The following is a 15,745-nucleotide window of genomic DNA, read 5'->3' on the forward strand; positions in this document are numbered from 1 at the left end:
TCAGGCTCATATTTCGCCGATGCACAGGACCGCGTTCGCCGAACCGCAGAAACAAAAGTCAATGTTGTTTGTGCGCACAAAGAACATGCGGTGGCGCTGCAGAATCGGCTCTCCAGGAGACATCCGCGCCGTACCCGGCGAGTAGGTCCTGCGCGCTGCGGTCATCAATGATTCGGAAGCCGTGCTGGCGCAGAAGAGTACCCATCGACTCGGGCGTGAAGTAGCTCAACCACGGTTCACCGACGGCGGCCACGCGCGCGGCCCGCTCACTCAGCGACTGGGCACCGGTCGGTCCCGCGGGCGGGAGATAGTCGACGACCAACCACACCGGACCTTCGTGCGCGGCGACGTACTCGAGAGTGCCGGCGATCGCGGGCTCGGTGAGATACATCGTCACGCCGAGCCACGCGAAAACAGTAGGGACACTGCGGTCGAACCCAGCCGCCGCGAGCCGGTCGGCGAGATCGTCGGTCTCGAAGTCGACGGGAACGAAGTGCAGCGACTCCGGAATCTCGATCTCGGCCTTCGCAAGATGACGGCGCTTCCAATCCTGCGTCGCCGGATGGTCGACCTCGAACACCGTGACGTCGGCCAACTCGTGCCGGTAGCCGAACGTATCGAGGCCGGCGCCGAGGATGACGACCTGACCGTGACCCAGTTCCTGCGCGATGATGTCTTCGGCGAATCGTGCCCGCGACACGACCAACAACCGCCGAATCCGCGCCCAGTCGGGATCGGTGGCACTGCCGAGAGTCGCGGCCTCGCGTTCGAGCACGTCGTCCTCCGCAGCACCGAGGAGCCGGTTGGCGAGGTGATCGTTGAGAATCTTGGGCTCGTCGACGAAGTGGTGATAAGCGCGCGCATAGGCCGTCGCCAGAGCCGTGCGGCTTGGACCTGCCTGTTCAAACGCCACGGGCTAACAACCGATCAGTTCGAGGCGGAGTGTTCGGTGCTCTTCCGGAATCGGACGGGCGGCCGCGTCGGAGGTTCGAATCGGCCGGGGCCCGCGTGGAACTCGGCTTCCGCTCCCGCCACCGCGTCCTCGATAAACCAGCAGACCAGCACTCTTGTCCGGGACTGCGTCAAGGGCCGCTTGGATCGCCGGCAGTTGCCGGAACGCCTCCGCGTCCTCATCCGTGGCGAACTCGAACTCGACGACGAACCCCCAGCGGTGTTCGTGCATGTACCAATTTCGCGCGCGGTTGGTGATGGCAGCCTCGATGAGTCCAGCGCTGTGCGCCCGCCACCACTGATGTCCTGGGAACGGCCCGTCGAAGACCTCGACGGTCAGCCAACCATCGCTCACGATTCGACCGTACGCCCGTATGTGTGAAGCGGGCCATGGCTTCTTTCCCTCTTCACCATATCGCGAGGAAGGGGGCTTGCCGCAAGACCCCGGTCATGCTGCACAATCGCTGCCGAAGCCGACGTTCGAGGGGGACTGATGTTCGATGTGATCGTTGTCGGTGGGGGACCGACGGGCTTGATGCTGGCTGGCGAGCTGCGGCTCCACGGCGTGAATGTGCTTGTGCTGGAGAAGGATGCCGAGCCGACGATCTTCGTCCGGGCGCTCGGTCTGCACGTCCGCAGCCTGGAGATCATGGCTCAACGCGGAATCCTGGATCGCTTTATGGCCGAGGGAACGGAGTACCCGCTCGGCGGATTCTTCGCCGCCATCCCGAAGCCGAAACCAACCGGACTCGACACGGCACACGGCTTTGTCCTGGGATTGCCGCAGCCGAAGATCGATCGACTCCTCGCCGAGCACGCGGTCGAGGCCGGCGCTGAGGTCCGGCGCGGCTACGAAGTGGTCGGGCTGAGCCAGGATGCAGACGGCGTGACCCTGGAACTGACGGACGGAACGCACCTCCGGGCGCGTTACGTCGTCGGCTGCGACGGTGGGCGCAGCACCGTTCGCAAGCTCGTCGGAATCGGCTTTCCGGGCGAGCCGAGCCGGGTCCAGACGTTGCTCGGTGAAATGAGCGCTGACATGCCCTGGCCGGAGATCGCGGCCATCGTCGCCGAGGTCCGTAAGAAGGAGCTGCGATTCGGGCTGGCGCCTTTCGGAGAGGGCGTCTATCGCGTCGTCGTGCCGGCATCCGACTTGATTCATGACCGCACGGTCATGCCTACGATCGACGACTTCAAGAAGGAGTTGCACGCTCACGCCGGCACTGACTTCGGCGTTCATTCGCCGCGCTGGATGTCGCGGTTCGGCGATGGCACACGTCTCGCTGAGCGGTATCGAGCAGATCGCGTTCTTCTGGCCGGCGATGCCGCTCACGTCCATCCGCCCACGGGCGGACAGGGGCTCAACCTGGGCATTCAGGACGCGTTCAACCTCGGCTGGAAGCTCGCCGCGACGATCAACGGATGGGCGCCGCCGGAGTTGCTGGACACCTACGAGACCGAGCGCCATCCCGTCGCCGCGTCGGTGCTCGACAACACACGCGCCCAGATGGTGCTCATCTCCTCGGATCCGGACGCGCAGTCCGTCCGCCGTCTGGTGTCGGAACTGATGGACTTCGACGAGGTCAGCCGGTATCTGACCGAGAAGATCACCGCCATCTCGGTCCGGTACGACTTCGGCGAGGGCGACAAACTGCTCGGACGTCGCCTACGGGACATCACGCTGAAGGACGGCAACCTCTACGACCGCATGCACGCCGGGCGCGGACTCCTGCTGGACCAGACGGGCGGACTATCGGTCGAGGGCTGGGCCGACCGCGTCGACCATGTTGTCGACACCAGCGCCGAACTCGATGCGCCCGCGGTGTTGCTGCGACCCGACGGCCACGTGGCCTGGGTGGGTGACGACCAGCAAGATCTACGCCAGCACCTCGCAAAGTGGTTCGGCAGCCCGGCCGATTAGACAAGATGGGCGGGTGACGAAAGAAGTACGCCAGGCCGTCGAAGCGGTCCTTCCGTCCGTCCGCGCAGACCTCGAGGCACTCGTTCGAATCCCCAGTGTCAGTGCACTTCCCGAGCATGCGGCCGACGTGCAGCGGTCCGCGGAAGCGGTCGCCGACCTGTTTCGGCAGGAGGGGTTCGACGTTCAGATTCTGACGGCGAATGGCGGCGCTCCCGCGGTGGTGGCCCGTCGGCCGGCACCGCCAGGAGCGAAGACGGTTCTGCTCTACGCCCACCACGACGTGCAGCCGACCGGCAAGCGCCAGGACTGGACAACCGAGCCTTTCGAGCCCACCGAGGTAGGTGCTCGCCTGTACGGGCGCGGCGCCGCTGATGACAAAGCCGGAATCGCGGTCCACCTGGCGGCGATCCGGGCTCTCGGCGACGACCTCGCGGTCGGAGTGACCGTACTCGTCGAGGGGGAGGAGGAAGTCGGGTCGCCGACGTTGGCCGCATTCCTCGCCGCACACTCCGAGCTGCTTCGTGCCGACGCCATCGTGATCGCCGACTCCGGCAACTGGGATATCGGCGTGCCGGCGTTGACTACGAGCTTGCGCGGTCTCGTCGACGGGACCGTCGAAATCCGGACCCTCGATCATGCGGTGCATTCCGGCATGTGGGGTGGCCTCGTTCCGGACGCTGTCACCGCACTGATCCGTCTGCTCGGAACTCTCCACGATGGCGACGGCAACGTCGCCGTAGCCGGGCTGCACAGCGGAACCGCCGCTCCGGTCGACTACCCGGTTTACCGCCTGCGCGCCGAGAGCGGAATTCTCGACGGCGTCGAATTCATCGGCTCGGGCACCGCCGTCGAACGGTTGTGGACGAAACCCGCGATCACCGTGGTCGGCATGGACGTCACGTCTGTCGCGCAGGCGAGCAACACCCTGAGTGCCAATGCCCGCGCCAAGATCTCGGTGCGGCTCGCGCCTGGCGACACCGCCGAGCGGGCGCTTGCCGCGGTTCGATCGCATCTCGAACAACATGTCCCGTGGGGCGCGAAACTTACGTTCACGCCCGGAGACGCGGCGGAACCCACCTCGATCGACCCGATCGGGCCGATCTACGACGTGGCACGAGAGGCATTGCGCGACGCGTGGGACGGCACCGAGCCCATCCACATGGGTGTCGGCGGCTCAATTCCATTCATCGCGTCGTTCCGCGAGGCATTCCCGGACGCGACGGTCCTGGTCACGGGCGTGGAAGACCCGGATACCCGGGCACACGGCGCGAACGAAGGATTGCACCTCGCCGAATGGAAACGAGCCTGCCTGGCGGAGGCGTACCTGCTTGCGCGGCTCGGCGCCAAGGACTACGGGTGATCTATGGGTGATTCACTGTCGGCAACCGACCGCGCGACCCTGACCGCCGAAAAAGGCAACGTGAACATGACCGTCGGTGGTTTGGTTCTCACCGATGCCGGGCCCGGGGTCACGTACGACGCCCTGGTGCGGCGCATCGACGAGCGAATTCACCTGTTGCCTCGGTACACCCAGCGATTGCAGGAGTCCTGGTTCGGCGAGCGCCACCCCGTTTGGGTCGACGACGACAACTACGACACCCACTGGCACGTGCATTCCACGCACGTGACGTCCGAGGCCGAACTCGCTCGCTATGTCGGCAAGGCAATGTCCTCGCGGCTCGATCGGTCGCGGCCGCTGTGGGAGTTGCACGTCATCGAAGGTCTGCCCAATGAGCAGTCCGCCGTGCTGGTCAAGATGCACCACGCACTCGTGGACGGAATGAGCGCGGTCGGCGTGTTCATGGTGCTGATGGACATGACTCCCGAGCCGCAGCCGGTCCCGCCGGTTTCCGAAGAGGAATCCGAACCGCGCCAGCATTCGAAGCTCTATCACTACTTCGCGCGAATTCCGATGCGAAACCTCAGCATGACGCAGCGGATCGCGGTCACTGCGACCGAATGGATGCTCGACCGCGCGCTGGACCCGCGACAAGCCGAAAGCGACCTGCGCCTCGCCACTGGGCTGGTGCGCGCATTGCAGAAGCTGCGATCGTCGGCGGCGCCTCTGCCGTTCAACAAGCCGATCAGTGCCAACCGTTCCTTCGCGTGGACCACAGCACCGCTCGACGGACTCAAACGGGCCGCCAAGGCCAATGGTGGAACGGTGAACGACGCCATCCTCGCAGCGGTTTCCGGTCAGGTTGCGCGCTATCTCGAAGCCGCGGGTTTCGCGCTATCGAGTCTGGAGCAGGACCCCGTCGCGCTCGTGCCGGTGTCGGTACGGCCACCGGGTGATTCGTCGGGCGGTAACCGGATCGCCGTCGTCTTCGTCGACCTGCCGGTTTCCGAACGGGATCCCGCGAAGCGAATCGCACTGATTTCGGAGCGGATGCGGAAGATCAAAGGGTCGGCCGAAGTCATCGCCGGCTCGGTCGCTCTGGACATGACCGGAGTCGTTCCACCACTCATGTCCAGCGCGCTCTCCGCCATGCCCCGGCCGCGCGACGATGGCGGCTCGATTCAGAACATTGTCGTGTCCAACGTGCCTGGCCCGCAGATGCCGCTGTACTTCAACGGCTCCGCGGTGCACGGCGTGTTTCCAGTTATGTCTCTCAACCCCGCTGACCAGGGCTTCGGCGTCGGCGTCCTGTCCTACAACGGGCGCGTCTGCTTCGGAGTCACCGCCGACAAGTGGCTCGACCCGGGCGTCGACGTCGCTCTCGCCGCGCTTCGTGCGGAACTCGACGAGGTCCTCGAACTCGGAACCTAGCGACCCTTCGGGCTCACTTCGTCCACGAATGCGGCAATCTCGTCGAGTGCCTGTGAGGCGTTCTTCGACACTCGATGCGAGACCTGAAACACGTGGAACTTGTTGTGATACAGGTGTAGTCGGCCTTTGCCGCCGACCGCGTTGAGCCGCTCGACGTAGTGCTCGGCATCGCCGGCGAGCAATTCGTTGTCGCTCGCCTGAACGAGAACCGGCGGCATGACCGTGAGGTCGTCGTTGGTGAGCAACATTTCGCGGTGCTCCGCGGATACGTTGCGCCAGTGCGCCGCCATGAGCGTGCGGCCCGCGTCGGTGAAGTAGTCCGGAAGATCGGCGTCGTGATCGCGCACCCACCGGCGACTCAGCGCCATCTTCGGATCAACGACCGGAGAGAGCGCAACGACGCCGGCGGGAGTGGGGAGTCCAGCCCGCTTCGCACGCGGCGGCAGTCCAAGCGTCAGATGTCCGCCCGCGGAGTCGCCTGCAACGACGATCTGAGAAGCGTCAAGTCCCGATGCGAGGAGCCACTTGTACGCCCGGAGAGCGTCATCGGCGGCCGCCGGATAGGGGTACTCGGGTGCGCGCCGATAGTCGACGGAGAACACCGGACGTCCGGTACGCGCGGAGATCTCGCTGGTCAGGCCCCGATGCGACAGCGGAGACCCGGCGACGAAGCCGCCGCCGTGGATGTACAGGATGACTGCCTCGCTGCGCGGTCCGACGCCGGGCCGTTCGACCCATTCGCCGCGGACCTGGTCGTTGTCGAAGGCCGCGCGAACCTGTTCGACGCGCGTACTGCGATCGGCTGCCATCGCTGGCCTCGTCATGTACCTCTCGAGCATGATTCGCATGGCGCGAACCTCAGGCAGCGTCAGGGTTTCACGTGCGGCCATGCCGCGGGTGTACTGACCGGCTGCTCGGAGTCCACCGCGAGTGACGATGCGGCGCACATTTCGGGCGACTCGAGGCCAGGTCACCGATGACCGTTGGGCGTTCGACATAACCCCAGCATGGCACTGCGCGCCGCGGGCTGGAATCAATCCCCGGCGTTCGGCGTTTCCCCAGCATGGCAATGAACGAGGTCGGCAACTCGAACTTCTGGACGACGGTGCTCAAGCACGAGCAGCCCGTCGTGGTCGCGTTCTGGGCCACCTGGTGCGGCGCGTGCAAGGCGACGATGCCCGCGGTCTCGGAGCTGGGGGACCAGGGGCTGCCGATCTACACCGTCAACGTCGGGAACGAACCGGCCATCGCGTACGAATACGGCGTCACCGCCGCTCCGACGCTCAAAGTGTTCGATCAGGGCAAGGTCGTGAAGACGATCACGGGCCGGAAGACGAAGCAGGAGCTGGAGTCCGAGCTCGCGGAGTTTCTCTAGACAGCAGGAAAACCCGCGGTCAGTAGGCATTGCAGAATCGCGGCTGGACGAACGTCCGCCGGACATTTTCCGGTGAGTTGGACGACAGAAGAATGCATCGCTTGCCGGTTCAAGCGTCGAATACCGAGGTCAGGTGCATAGCCTGCCGTCTAGAGCACCTGATCAGGCGCTCTCTACGGCACTGGATGCACGGTACCGTCGCGCCTCCACATGGCGGACGGCAGATGCCACATGTTGGCATGTCATCCGTCCCCGAGCATCTCCATTGCGAGGTTGGGGCGCCTCGACCATCGGGTCATCTCTGTCGCCCCGCTGGTCACCGGCCTATCGTGGAAATAACCGTTCCTGGCGAGGTCGTGATGCACGAACTGGCGATTACCGAAAGTCTCATCGATGCGGTGTGCGAGGCCGCCGCGGGTAGACGCGTGTCGGTGGTGCGGGTCGAGGCCGGGGCGTTGACCGGCGTGTTCCCGGATGCGATGGAGTTCTGCTTCGAGCTGGCGACCGAAGGCACCCTTGCTGCCGGCGCCCGCCTCGAACTGACCGTCACGCCGGGTGCCGGGTCGTGTCGCAGCTGCGGCAACGACGTTCAATTCGACGATTTCATTCTGTTGTGCCCCTGTGGCAGCGCCGATGTCGTGGTGCGAAGCGGTCGGGACATACGCATTCTTTCCATCGACGTCGAGGATCGAGAAGACCCTCAGAATCGAGAACAACAATGTGCGCAACCTGCGGATGCGGCGAGTCCGACGGCTCGGTAATCACGATCGAAACCCACACCCATGATGGGCACACCCACACCCATCACCACGTGCATGAACACGAGCACGAACATGAACACCCGCACGAGACGCTGACGCTCGAGCAGAAAGTCCTCGCAAAGAACGACGCGATCGCCGAGCAGAACCGGCGCTGGTTCGCCGACCACGACATCACCGTCCTCAACCTGACCAGCTCACCTGGGTCCGGCAAGACCACACTTCTGGAACGCACCATCCGAGAACTCAGCGGCAAGCGTTCGGTCTCGGTGATCGAGGGCGACCAGGAAACGACCCTCGACGCCGATCGCATCCACTCGGCGGGGGCGAACGTCGTGCAGGTCAACACCGGCGCGGGATGCCACCTCGACGCGAGCATGATCGACCGCGCCGTTGCCAAACTCCAACCCGAAACAGGTTCGATTCTGTTCATCGAGAACGTCGGAAACCTGGTTTGCCCGGCAATGTTCGATCTCGGTGAAATGGGCAAAGTCGTCGTCATCTCGGTTACCGAGGGCACCGACAAACCGCTGAAGTATCCGCATATGTTCGCGGCCGCGACGCTGGTCCTCGTGAACAAGATCGACTTGCTGCCCTACGTCGATTTTGACCTTGAAAGTTGCTCGCAGTACGCACGATTGGTGAATCCAGACGTCACTGTTCTACCCGTTTCCGCGAAGTCTGGGGAGGGTCTCGACGCGTGGTTCGGATGGGTCGAGATGAATTGTCGGACAAGCATTGACAGTGATTGAAAATGGGCAGACGCTGAAAGTTAGCGTCACGCAAGTGGGCTGAAGGACAGCTCCTGCGACGCGAGGGGGCTCCCAGCCCACCGCCCCCGCGAAAGCTGCATCGTGCCCACAGAAGCAGCAGTCAAAGCAGAGTCAGCGTTGATCCATATTCTCTGGATCAACGCTGGGCTCAGTTGTGATGGCGACTCGGTAGCGTTGACTGCCGCTACCCAGCCGAGTATCGAGGAAATTGCGCTGGGCGCACTTCCCGGACTGCCTCAGGTCGCTGTCCACTGGCCCCTTATCGATTTCGAATGTGGCCCCAACGGTGGGGCAGACGACTTCCTCGAATGGTTCTTCAAGGCCGACCGTGGAGAACTGGAGCCGTTCGTCCTCGTCGTCGAAGGATCCATCCCCAACGAAAAGCTGCACGCGGAGGGTTACTGGTGCGGGTTTGGAAACAACCCCGCGACCGGACAACCCATGACCACGAGCGAATGGCTCGACCGGCTTGCGCCGAAAGCGACCGCGGTCGTTGCCGTCGGGACGTGCGCGACCTACGGCGGCATACACGCGATGGCCGGAAACCCGACCGGAGCGATGGGTGTACCCGACTATCTCGGCTGGGACTGGAAGTCCAAGGCCGGGATTCCGATCGTGTGCGTTCCCGGTTGCCCGATCCACCCGGACAACCTGTCCGAAACCCTGACCTATCTGCTCTACATGGCGACCGGCCAGGCGCCGATGATCCCGCTCGACGAAGCCCTTCGCCCCACGTGGCTCTTCGGTGCCACCGTTCACGAAGGTTGCGATCGCGCGGGCTACTACGAGCAGGGTGACTTCGCGACCGAGTATGGCTCGCCGAAGTGCATCGTCAAGCTCGGCTGCTGGGGTCCAGTGGTGAAATGCAATGTGCCCAAACGTGGTTGGGTCAATGGTGTCGGTGGATGCCCGAATGTCGGCGGGATCTGCATCGGCTGCACGATGCCCGGATTCCCGGACAAGTTCATGCCATTCATGGACGAACCGCCAGGCGGAAAGCTATCGTCCGCCGGCTCGAAGGCGTACGGCTCGCTCATTCGCAAGCTGCGCGGAATCACCGCAAAGACCGTCGACAAGGAGCCGCACTGGCGGCACAAGGGCGACAAGCTCACCACCGGTGCCACCCGCACCTGGTAACCCGAACTGCAGAGGCATCCGATGACAACGATCATCCCCGAGCCGTCGCAAAGGACCGATTCCGGCAATCTGGTGGAGATGGCCTGGGACCCCATCACCCGCATTGTGGGCAGTCTCGGCATCTACACCAAGATCGACTTCAAGAACCGTCAAGTGGTGGAATGCCACAGCACGTCGTCGATCTTCCGCGGCTACTCGATCTTCATGAAGGGCAAAGACCCTCGCGACGCACACTTCATCACGAGCCGCATCTGTGGAATCTGCGGCGACAACCACGCCACGTGTTCGTGCTACTGCCAGAACATGGCCTACGGCGTGAAGCCACCTCACCTGGGTGAGTGGCTCGTCAATCTCGGTGAGGCCGCCGAGTACATGTTCGACCACAACATCTTCCAGGAGAACCTGGTCGGGGTCGACTACTGCGAAAAGATGGTCTCGGAGACCAACCCGAAGGTGTTGGCCAAGGCCGAGAAGACCAAGGCACCGAACTCCGACGCCCACGGCTACCGGACCATCGCGGACATCATGCGGGCCCTCAACCCGTTCACCGGCGAGTTCTACCGCGAAGCGCTCGTCGTCAGCCGGTGGACGCGAGAGATGTTCTGCCTCATGGAAGGCCGTCACGTCCACCCGTCGACGCTGTACCCCGGCGGCATCGGCACGGTCGCGACGATCCAACTCATGACCGACTACCAGACCCGTCTCATGCGCTACGTGGAGTTCATGAAGAAGGTCGTGCCCATGCACGACGACCTGTTCGACTTCTTCTACGAAGCACTGCCGGGCTACGACAAGGTCGGCCTCCGGCGGACCCTGCTCGGATGCTGGGGTTCCTTCCAGGATCCGGCGGTGTGCAACTTCGCCTACAAGGACATGGAGAAGTGGGGCCGGGCGATGTTCGTGACCCCGGGCGTCGTGGTCGACGGCAAGCTCGTCACGACCTCGCTCGTCGACATCAACCTCGGTATCCGGATTCTGCTGGGCAGCTCGTACTACGACGACTGGACCGACCAGGAGATGTTCGTCAAGAACGACCCGCTCGGCAACCCGGTCGATCGCCGGCACCCGTGGAACCAGCACACCAACCCGAAGCCGCAGAAGCGCAACATGGAGGAGGGCGGCAAGTACAGCTGGGTCATGTCGCCGCGCTGGTACGACGGCAAGGACCATCTCGCCCTCGACACCGGTGGTGGCCCCTTGGCTCGCCTGTGGTCCACCGCGTTGGCCGGGCTCGTCGACATCGGCTACGTGAAGGCGACCGGCACCAGCGTGCAGATCAACTTCCCGAAGACCGCGCTCAAGGGCCCGGTCTCGATGGAGTGGAAGATTCCGGCGGCCGGCAGCAACACCATCGAGCGGAACCGCGCACGAACGTACTTCCAGGCCTACGCCGCAGCGTGCGCCCTGCACTTCTGCGAAAAGGCGATCGCGGAAATCCGTGCCGGACGGACGAAGACGTGGGAGAAGTTCGACGTCCCGAATGAAGCGATCGGGTGTGGTTTCACCGAGGCCGTACGCGGTGTGCTCAGCCACCACATGGTGATTCGTGACGGCAAGATCGCGAACTACCATCCGTATCCGCCGACGCCGTGGAACGCGAATCCGCGCGACAGCTACGGGACACCCGGTCCCTACGAGGACGCCGTTCAAGGACAGCCCATCTTCGAGGAGAACGACCGGGAGCACTTCAAAGGCATCGATGTCATGCGGACGGTCCGCAGCTTCGACCCGTGCCTGCCGTGCGGAGTGCACATGTACCTCGGCGAAGGGAAGACCCTGGAGAAGCTCCACTCTCCGACTCAAACCCTCACGGCGGAGTGAACCATGCCGGGCGAAGTGGGTACCAACGACGACCACTGGCGCTCGGCCGGAGAGCGGATCCAGAATCTCCTCGACGCCATGTCGGCCGGCGGGCCTGCGGTCCGCGAGCGGGCCGAGATGCTCGTGCACGAGGTCGCCGACCTTTACGGGTCGGCGCTCTCGCGCGTTGCCGCGTCTGTGCCCGCACCGACGCTTGACCGGCTTGCCGCGGACGAGTTGGTGGCCAGCCTGCTGCTCGTCCACGGTCTGCATCCGCACGACCTGCAGCAACGGGTAGCCGATGCACTCGAACGGGTGCGGCCATACCTCGGTTCGCATGGCGGTGACGTCAAGCTGCTCAGCGTCGCGGACAACGTCGTCAAACTCCAGTTCGCGGGGAGCTGCCAGAGCTGCCCGTCCTCGTCGGTGACGCTCGAATTCGCGGTCGAAGACGCGATTCGGGCCGCTGCACCCGAGATCGAAGAGATCGAGGTGGTACCTGCCGAGAAGGCAGAAAAGGTCATCCCAGCGGCATCGCTCTTCTCGAAAGTGCACGCCAACGGGACGAGCTGGCACCACGTGCCAGAGATAGCGTCGTTGACCGCGGGGGAAGTCGGCGGCTTCGCGGTCAACGGCGCGACTGTGCTGGCCTGCCGGGTGGGCGATGAGTTGTACGCGTATCGCGATCGCTGTCCGGCGTGCCTGAGTTCGATGGCGGGTGCCGTCCTGCATCGCGGCACCGGTGCGTCGCCGGCCGTATTGCGTTGCCCCCGTTGCCGATCGCATTTCGACGTCGTCCACGCGGGGGCCAGCCTCGACAGCGACACCCATCTCGATCCGTTGCCGCTCCTCATGCGTGACGGCGTGCTTTCGGTCGCGATACCGGCCGGAGTCTCGGGATGAACAGTGCGTACGACGTCTTGCAGCGGATCCGGGCCAATCGTCGTCCCAGCTCCGCCGGCGAGCGATGCGAGATGTGCACCGAGCCCATCTCCGACGAGCACTCGCACGTCGTGAATGTCGCGGGGCGGCAATTGCTGTGCGTGTGCCGCCCCTGCTATCTGCTGTTCACCGATCAATCAGCCGATCTCCGGTATCGCGCGGTCCCGGACCGATACCTGGAGTTCGGAGACTTCGCGTTGAGCCCGGCGCACTGGGACGCCTTGGAAATTCCGGTCGGATTGGCGTTCTTCTTCCGGAACTCCCTCCAGGACCGGATGGTCGCGTTCTACCCCGGCCCGGCCGGGGCGACGGAATCCGAGCTGTCGATGAGTGCCTGGGACGACATCACCGCAGCCGACCCGCGGGTGAAAATGCTCACCGACGACGTCGAAGCGCTGCTCATGCGGATGCCGGGCCCGGATTGTTTCTTGCTTCCGATCGACGCCTGCTACGAGTTCGTCGGTCGGCTGCGCATGCTGTGGCGCGGATTCGACGGTGGGCAGGATGTCCGCGCATTCATCGACGAATTCTTCGAACGAATCCGAGCGCGCAGCCAGGCGGTGACGTCATGAGTGGCATCACGTTCGCCGTCCTCGATGTGACTCCGGAACCCTATTCAGTCACACCGGTTCTCCGGGCGCGGGTGGGTGTCGCTTCACTCGAGGAGATGCCGGTGCATGCGATCGCGCTGCGCTGCCAGGTGCGAATCGAGCCGATGCGCCGCCGCTACGACGACGAGGAGGCCGCGGGTCTCACCGACCTGTTCGGACCCCGCGAGCGCTGGGCCGACACGCAGCGCACTTTCCTGTGGCTCCACTGCGCGACGATGTTGCGCGGGTTCTCCGGCGCGACCGAGATCGACCTGCCGCTCGAATGCACCTACGACTTCGACGTCGCCGCCTCGAAGTACCTGCACGCCCTCCGAAACGGGTCGATCCCGCTGTTGTTCCTGTTCAGCGGCACGGTATTCCTGAAGGGCACCGACGGATTCGCCGTTCAGCAGATCCCCTGGGATCGCGAGGATCACCACGAGTTGCCGGTGGCCACCTGGCGCGCGCTCATCGCGCAACATTTCCCGCACACCGGTTGGCTGCGTCTGCACGAAGACACGATTGCGGCACTCACCCGATACAAGGCGGCCCACGGCCTACTCGACTTCGACGAGACCGTCGGCAAACTGCTCGGAGCGTCGGCATGAGTTCTGTTCGCGCGGTCGCCGATGCCGTCCTGTACGAGGGCTACCTGCTCTATCCGTACCGGGGAAACGCGACGAAGAACCAGGCCCGATGGCAGTTCGGGGTGCTCGGACCACCGAACGCCGAGGCCGACGGACTGGGTGAGAACGACCACCTCGAGGCGCAGTTTGTCGTCGCCGGGGAGACATCGCTCGACGTCACTGTGCGCTTCCTGCAGCTGCAGCGCCGGGATGCCGAGAAGGCTCTCGATTCTGGTTTCGAGCGCGTCGCCGAACTCACTGACGGCCAGTTGTCGTGGCTCACCTGGGACGAAGCCGTACCGCGCGAAATCTCCTACGGCCCGATCGCCGTGGCCGACCTGCCGCGTCTGCTGCCACTCCAGGTCCCCGGCGGCTCGGACATCGAAATGGTCGGCGCTGCCGGGAGATTGGTTCGGACGCGCGAGAGCCTCAACGGCTTCCTCGAAGTGACGGCCGAACCCGTCGACGGTTTCACCCGAATCACCCTCTTGGTGCACAACACCGCCGCCCGAGCCACCGACAAGACCGACGCCATCGCCCGGTCGTTCATCGGCACGCACGTGATCGTCGAAGCTGCCCCCGGCGAGTTCGTCTCACTCATCGATCCGCCACCGGGCGCGGACTCCGCCGTTGTCGGCTGCCAACAGCACCGATGCTTCCCGGTCCTGGCGGGCGAACCTGACCAGCGCCGCACGCTCTTGATCTCGCCGATCATCCTGTACGACTACCCGCAGATCGCCGAGCAGAGCGAAGGCTCGCTCTTCGACTCGACCGAGATCGACGAGATCCTCACCCTGCGCATCATGACGATGACCGACGAGGAGAAGGCACAGGCCCGCGCCACCGACCCGGAAGCCGCTCGCATCATCGACCAGTGCGACTCCATGACCCCCGACGCCATGCAGCGGCTGCACGGGATTCTGCGCAGTCCGCGGGGCCTGATCCCCGAAGTCCCGAACGGCGTCGACTGGTGGGATCCGATGGCTGACACTGCCGTGTCACCGGATTCCGACGCTGTGCTCGTCAACGGTGTGCGCGTCGCGAAGGGAAGCCACGTGCGCCTGCATCCGGGCCGCCGCGCTGATGCCCATGACCTGTTTTACGAGGGCAAGACCGCCCACGTGACGTCGGTTCATGCCGACGTCGACGGCAATGCGCACGTGGGTGTCGTGCTCGATGACGATCCTGCGTCCGACCTGCATGAATGGTTCGGCCGCTACCTGTATTTCGCACCCGACGAGGTCGAACCGCTCACGGCTAGATAGGAGCCTGAAATGGAAATTGTTGGCATAGGCGCAACGGTCATTGTGGCAGCCGCCGTCCTGATCGGCGTTGTAGTGGGTATTCGCTCGGTGCCGGATCTACGCCGGTATGTCCGGATGCGTCGAATGTGATGGTGCGGTAAGTGCCCGGAATTCTGGTCGCCGGCATCGGCAACATCTTCCTCGGAGACGATGGCTTCGGCTCCGAGGTGGTCCGCCGATTGCCCGACCTTGGTCCGGGCATCCGCGTCGTCGATTACGGAATCCGTGGGGTTCACCTCGCCTACGACCTGCTCGAGGGCGTCGACGAACTGATTCTCGTGGACGCGATACCCAGCCGCGGTGCACCCGGTACCGTGCACGTTCTCGAAGCGGCGGCCGGAAACGGCGCCGCGCTGGACGCGCACGCCATGGACCCGGCGACGGTCTTCGCGTCACTCAAAGCACTAGGGGGAGAGCTGCCCCGAACCATCGTCGTCGGCTGCGAGGCCGAGAACATCGATGAAGGGATGGGGCTGAGTCCGACGGTCGCCGCGGCCGTCGACCTCGCGACCAACCTCGTGGCCCAACTGGCAAAGGCGGGCTGACTCATGTGCCTCGGCATTCCCGGACAGGTCGTACGGCTCCTCGAGGGCTACGGCGGCCAACTCGCTCTTGTCGATGTGGCGGGCGAGCACCGGAAGGTGAACATCGGCATGCTGCCCGAGGAGACGTTCGAGTCGGGCGACTGGATCATCATCCACATGGGTTTCGCCGTGGAGAAGACTGACGCCGACGGCGCCGCGAACGCAATGGCCGGACTTCGCCTCCTGCAGCGGGGCGACGAACCTTGAGAACCCG

17 protein-coding genes and 1 pseudogene are annotated in these 15,745 nt (G+C 64.5%); 15 read left to right on the forward strand and 3 right to left on the reverse strand.

Features of this window, described 5'->3' with window-relative positions; translation table 11 throughout:
* Nucleotides 1-58: 58 nt before the first annotated feature.
* On the reverse strand, nucleotides 59-913 hold the full coding sequence (locus F600_RS0117180) for a class I SAM-dependent methyltransferase (protein WP_018161872.1): 855 nt from the start codon (nucleotides 911-913) through the stop codon (nucleotides 59-61).
* Nucleotides 914-916: 3 nt separating this feature from the next.
* Entirely contained in the window at nucleotides 917-1,306 is a 390-nt protein-coding gene (locus F600_RS0117185) for a hypothetical protein (RefSeq protein WP_018161873.1), read from the reverse strand.
* Between the two features lie 138 nt (nucleotides 1,307-1,444).
* On the opposite strand from F600_RS0117185, the gene rox reads away from it, so the two are divergent.
* The 3 genes from rox to F600_RS0117200 are packed head-to-tail and all read left to right on the forward strand — an operon-like array spanning nucleotide 1,445 to nucleotide 5,642.
* Nucleotides 1,445-2,872: a rifampin monooxygenase gene (gene rox / locus F600_RS0117190; RefSeq protein ID WP_018161874.1), complete on the forward strand. Its 1,428-nt coding sequence runs from the start codon at nucleotides 1,445-1,447 to the stop codon at nucleotides 2,870-2,872.
* Nucleotides 2,873-2,885: 13 nt separating this feature from the next.
* The gene (locus F600_RS0117195) at nucleotides 2,886-4,232 is read left to right on the forward strand and encodes a dipeptidase (protein ID WP_018161875.1); all 1,347 of its coding nucleotides are present in this window, start codon (nucleotides 2,886-2,888) and stop codon (nucleotides 4,230-4,232) included.
* Between the two features lie 3 nt (nucleotides 4,233-4,235).
* Nucleotides 4,236-5,642, forward strand: a complete 1,407-nt coding sequence (locus F600_RS0117200) for a wax ester/triacylglycerol synthase family O-acyltransferase (protein WP_018161876.1) — start codon at nucleotides 4,236-4,238, stop codon at nucleotides 5,640-5,642.
* Here the strand turns inward: F600_RS0117200 and F600_RS0117205 are convergent.
* Nucleotides 5,639-6,640, reverse strand: coding sequence for an alpha/beta hydrolase (locus tag F600_RS0117205; RefSeq protein ID WP_156024657.1), 1,002 nt, complete (start codon nucleotides 6,638-6,640; stop codon nucleotides 5,639-5,641). The genes F600_RS0117200 and F600_RS0117205 overlap by 4 nt on opposite strands.
* Nucleotides 6,641-6,705: 65 nt before the next feature.
* Between F600_RS0117205 and F600_RS0117210 the strand changes: the two genes are divergently transcribed.
* The 12 genes and pseudogenes from F600_RS0117210 to F600_RS0117265 all read left to right on the forward strand — a co-directional run bounded on the left by F600_RS0117210 (nucleotide 6,706) and on the right by F600_RS0117265 (nucleotide 15,738).
* Entirely contained in the window at nucleotides 6,706-7,017 is a 312-nt protein-coding gene (locus F600_RS0117210; protein ID WP_026306634.1) for a thioredoxin family protein, read from the forward strand.
* A 359-nt stretch (nucleotides 7,018-7,376) separates the two neighbouring features.
* Nucleotides 7,377-7,700: pseudogene (locus F600_RS31270) on the forward strand (hydrogenase maturation nickel metallochaperone HypA/HybF); the annotation flags it as partial.
* Nucleotides 7,701-7,735: 35 nt separating this feature from the next.
* Nucleotides 7,736-8,527, forward strand: a complete 792-nt coding sequence (gene hypB / locus F600_RS0117225; protein ID WP_018161881.1) for a hydrogenase nickel incorporation protein HypB — start codon at nucleotides 7,736-7,738, stop codon at nucleotides 8,525-8,527.
* Nucleotides 8,528-8,629: 102 nt separating this feature from the next.
* Entirely contained in the window at nucleotides 8,630-9,685 is a 1,056-nt protein-coding gene (locus tag F600_RS0117230) for an NADH-quinone oxidoreductase subunit B family protein (protein ID WP_026306635.1), read from the forward strand.
* A 21-nt stretch (nucleotides 9,686-9,706) separates the two neighbouring features.
* Nucleotides 9,707-11,506, forward strand: coding sequence for a nickel-dependent hydrogenase large subunit (locus tag F600_RS0117235; protein WP_018161883.1), 1,800 nt, complete (start codon nucleotides 9,707-9,709; stop codon nucleotides 11,504-11,506).
* A gap of 3 nt (nucleotides 11,507-11,509) precedes the next feature.
* The gene (locus tag F600_RS0117240; protein ID WP_018161884.1) at nucleotides 11,510-12,388 is read left to right on the forward strand and encodes a NifU family protein; all 879 of its coding nucleotides are present in this window, start codon (nucleotides 11,510-11,512) and stop codon (nucleotides 12,386-12,388) included.
* The gene (locus tag F600_RS0117245; protein WP_018161885.1) at nucleotides 12,385-12,999 is read left to right on the forward strand and encodes a DUF5947 family protein; all 615 of its coding nucleotides are present in this window, start codon (nucleotides 12,385-12,387) and stop codon (nucleotides 12,997-12,999) included. The genes F600_RS0117240 and F600_RS0117245 overlap by 4 nt, the downstream gene beginning before the upstream one ends.
* Nucleotides 12,996-13,625: a DUF6084 family protein gene (locus tag F600_RS0117250; protein WP_018161886.1), complete on the forward strand. Its 630-nt coding sequence runs from the start codon at nucleotides 12,996-12,998 to the stop codon at nucleotides 13,623-13,625. Before F600_RS0117245 ends, F600_RS0117250 begins: the two co-directional genes overlap by 4 nt.
* Complete coding sequence (locus tag F600_RS0117255) at nucleotides 13,622-14,908, forward strand: hypothetical protein (protein WP_018161887.1); 1,287 nt, start codon at nucleotides 13,622-13,624, stop codon at nucleotides 14,906-14,908. The genes F600_RS0117250 and F600_RS0117255 overlap by 4 nt, the downstream gene beginning before the upstream one ends.
* A 9-nt stretch (nucleotides 14,909-14,917) precedes the next feature.
* Nucleotides 14,918-15,037 carry a DUF6893 family small protein gene (locus tag F600_RS32715; protein WP_415837792.1) on the forward strand — a complete coding sequence of 40 codons (120 nt, stop codon included), beginning with the start codon at nucleotides 14,918-14,920 and terminating at the stop codon, nucleotides 15,035-15,037.
* Nucleotides 15,038-15,048: 11 nt separating this feature from the next.
* Nucleotides 15,049-15,492: a hydrogenase maturation protease gene (locus F600_RS0117260; protein ID WP_018161888.1), complete on the forward strand. Its 444-nt coding sequence runs from the start codon at nucleotides 15,049-15,051 to the stop codon at nucleotides 15,490-15,492.
* Nucleotides 15,493-15,495: 3 nt separating this feature from the next.
* A complete protein-coding gene (locus F600_RS0117265) occupies nucleotides 15,496-15,738 on the forward strand; it encodes a HypC/HybG/HupF family hydrogenase formation chaperone (protein WP_018161889.1) in 243 nt (80 codons plus the stop codon).
* The last annotated feature ends 7 nt before the right edge of the window (nucleotides 15,739-15,745 follow it).

Origin of the sequence: Smaragdicoccus niigatensis DSM 44881 = NBRC 103563, assembly GCF_000380645.1 — a bacterium.
GTDB classification, from domain to species: domain Bacteria; phylum Actinomycetota; class Actinomycetes; order Mycobacteriales; family Mycobacteriaceae; genus Smaragdicoccus; species Smaragdicoccus niigatensis.

Bases quoted from the DNA above. Each gene is read 5' to 3' on its own strand.
- F600_RS32715 (WP_415837792.1), top strand. From the start codon at position 14,918: ATGGAAATTGTTGGCATAGGCGCAACGGTCATTGTGGCAGCCGCCGTC.
- F600_RS0117265 (WP_018161889.1), top strand. From the start codon at position 15,496: ATGTGCCTCGGCATTCCCGGACAGGTCGTACGGCTCCTCGAGGGCTAC.
- F600_RS0117255 (WP_018161887.1), top strand. From the start codon at position 13,622: ATGAGTTCTGTTCGCGCGGTCGCCGATGCCGTCCTGTACGAGGGCTAC.
- F600_RS0117235 (WP_018161883.1), top strand. From the start codon at position 9,707: ATGACAACGATCATCCCCGAGCCGTCGCAAAGGACCGATTCCGGCAAT.
- F600_RS0117200 (WP_018161876.1), top strand. From the start codon at position 4,236: ATGGGTGATTCACTGTCGGCAACCGACCGCGCGACCCTGACCGCCGAA.
- F600_RS0117240 (WP_018161884.1), top strand. From the start codon at position 11,510: ATGCCGGGCGAAGTGGGTACCAACGACGACCACTGGCGCTCGGCCGGA.
- F600_RS0117250 (WP_018161886.1), top strand. From the start codon at position 12,996: ATGAGTGGCATCACGTTCGCCGTCCTCGATGTGACTCCGGAACCCTAT.
- F600_RS0117210 (WP_026306634.1), top strand. From the start codon at position 6,706: ATGGCAATGAACGAGGTCGGCAACTCGAACTTCTGGACGACGGTGCTC.
- hypB (WP_018161881.1), top strand. From the start codon at position 7,736: ATGTGCGCAACCTGCGGATGCGGCGAGTCCGACGGCTCGGTAATCACG.
- F600_RS0117205 (WP_156024657.1), bottom strand. From the start codon at position 6,640: ATGTCGAACGCCCAACGGTCATCGGTGACCTGGCCTCGAGTCGCCCGA.
- rox (WP_018161874.1), top strand. From the start codon at position 1,445: ATGTTCGATGTGATCGTTGTCGGTGGGGGACCGACGGGCTTGATGCTG.
- F600_RS0117245 (WP_018161885.1), top strand. From the start codon at position 12,385: ATGAACAGTGCGTACGACGTCTTGCAGCGGATCCGGGCCAATCGTCGT.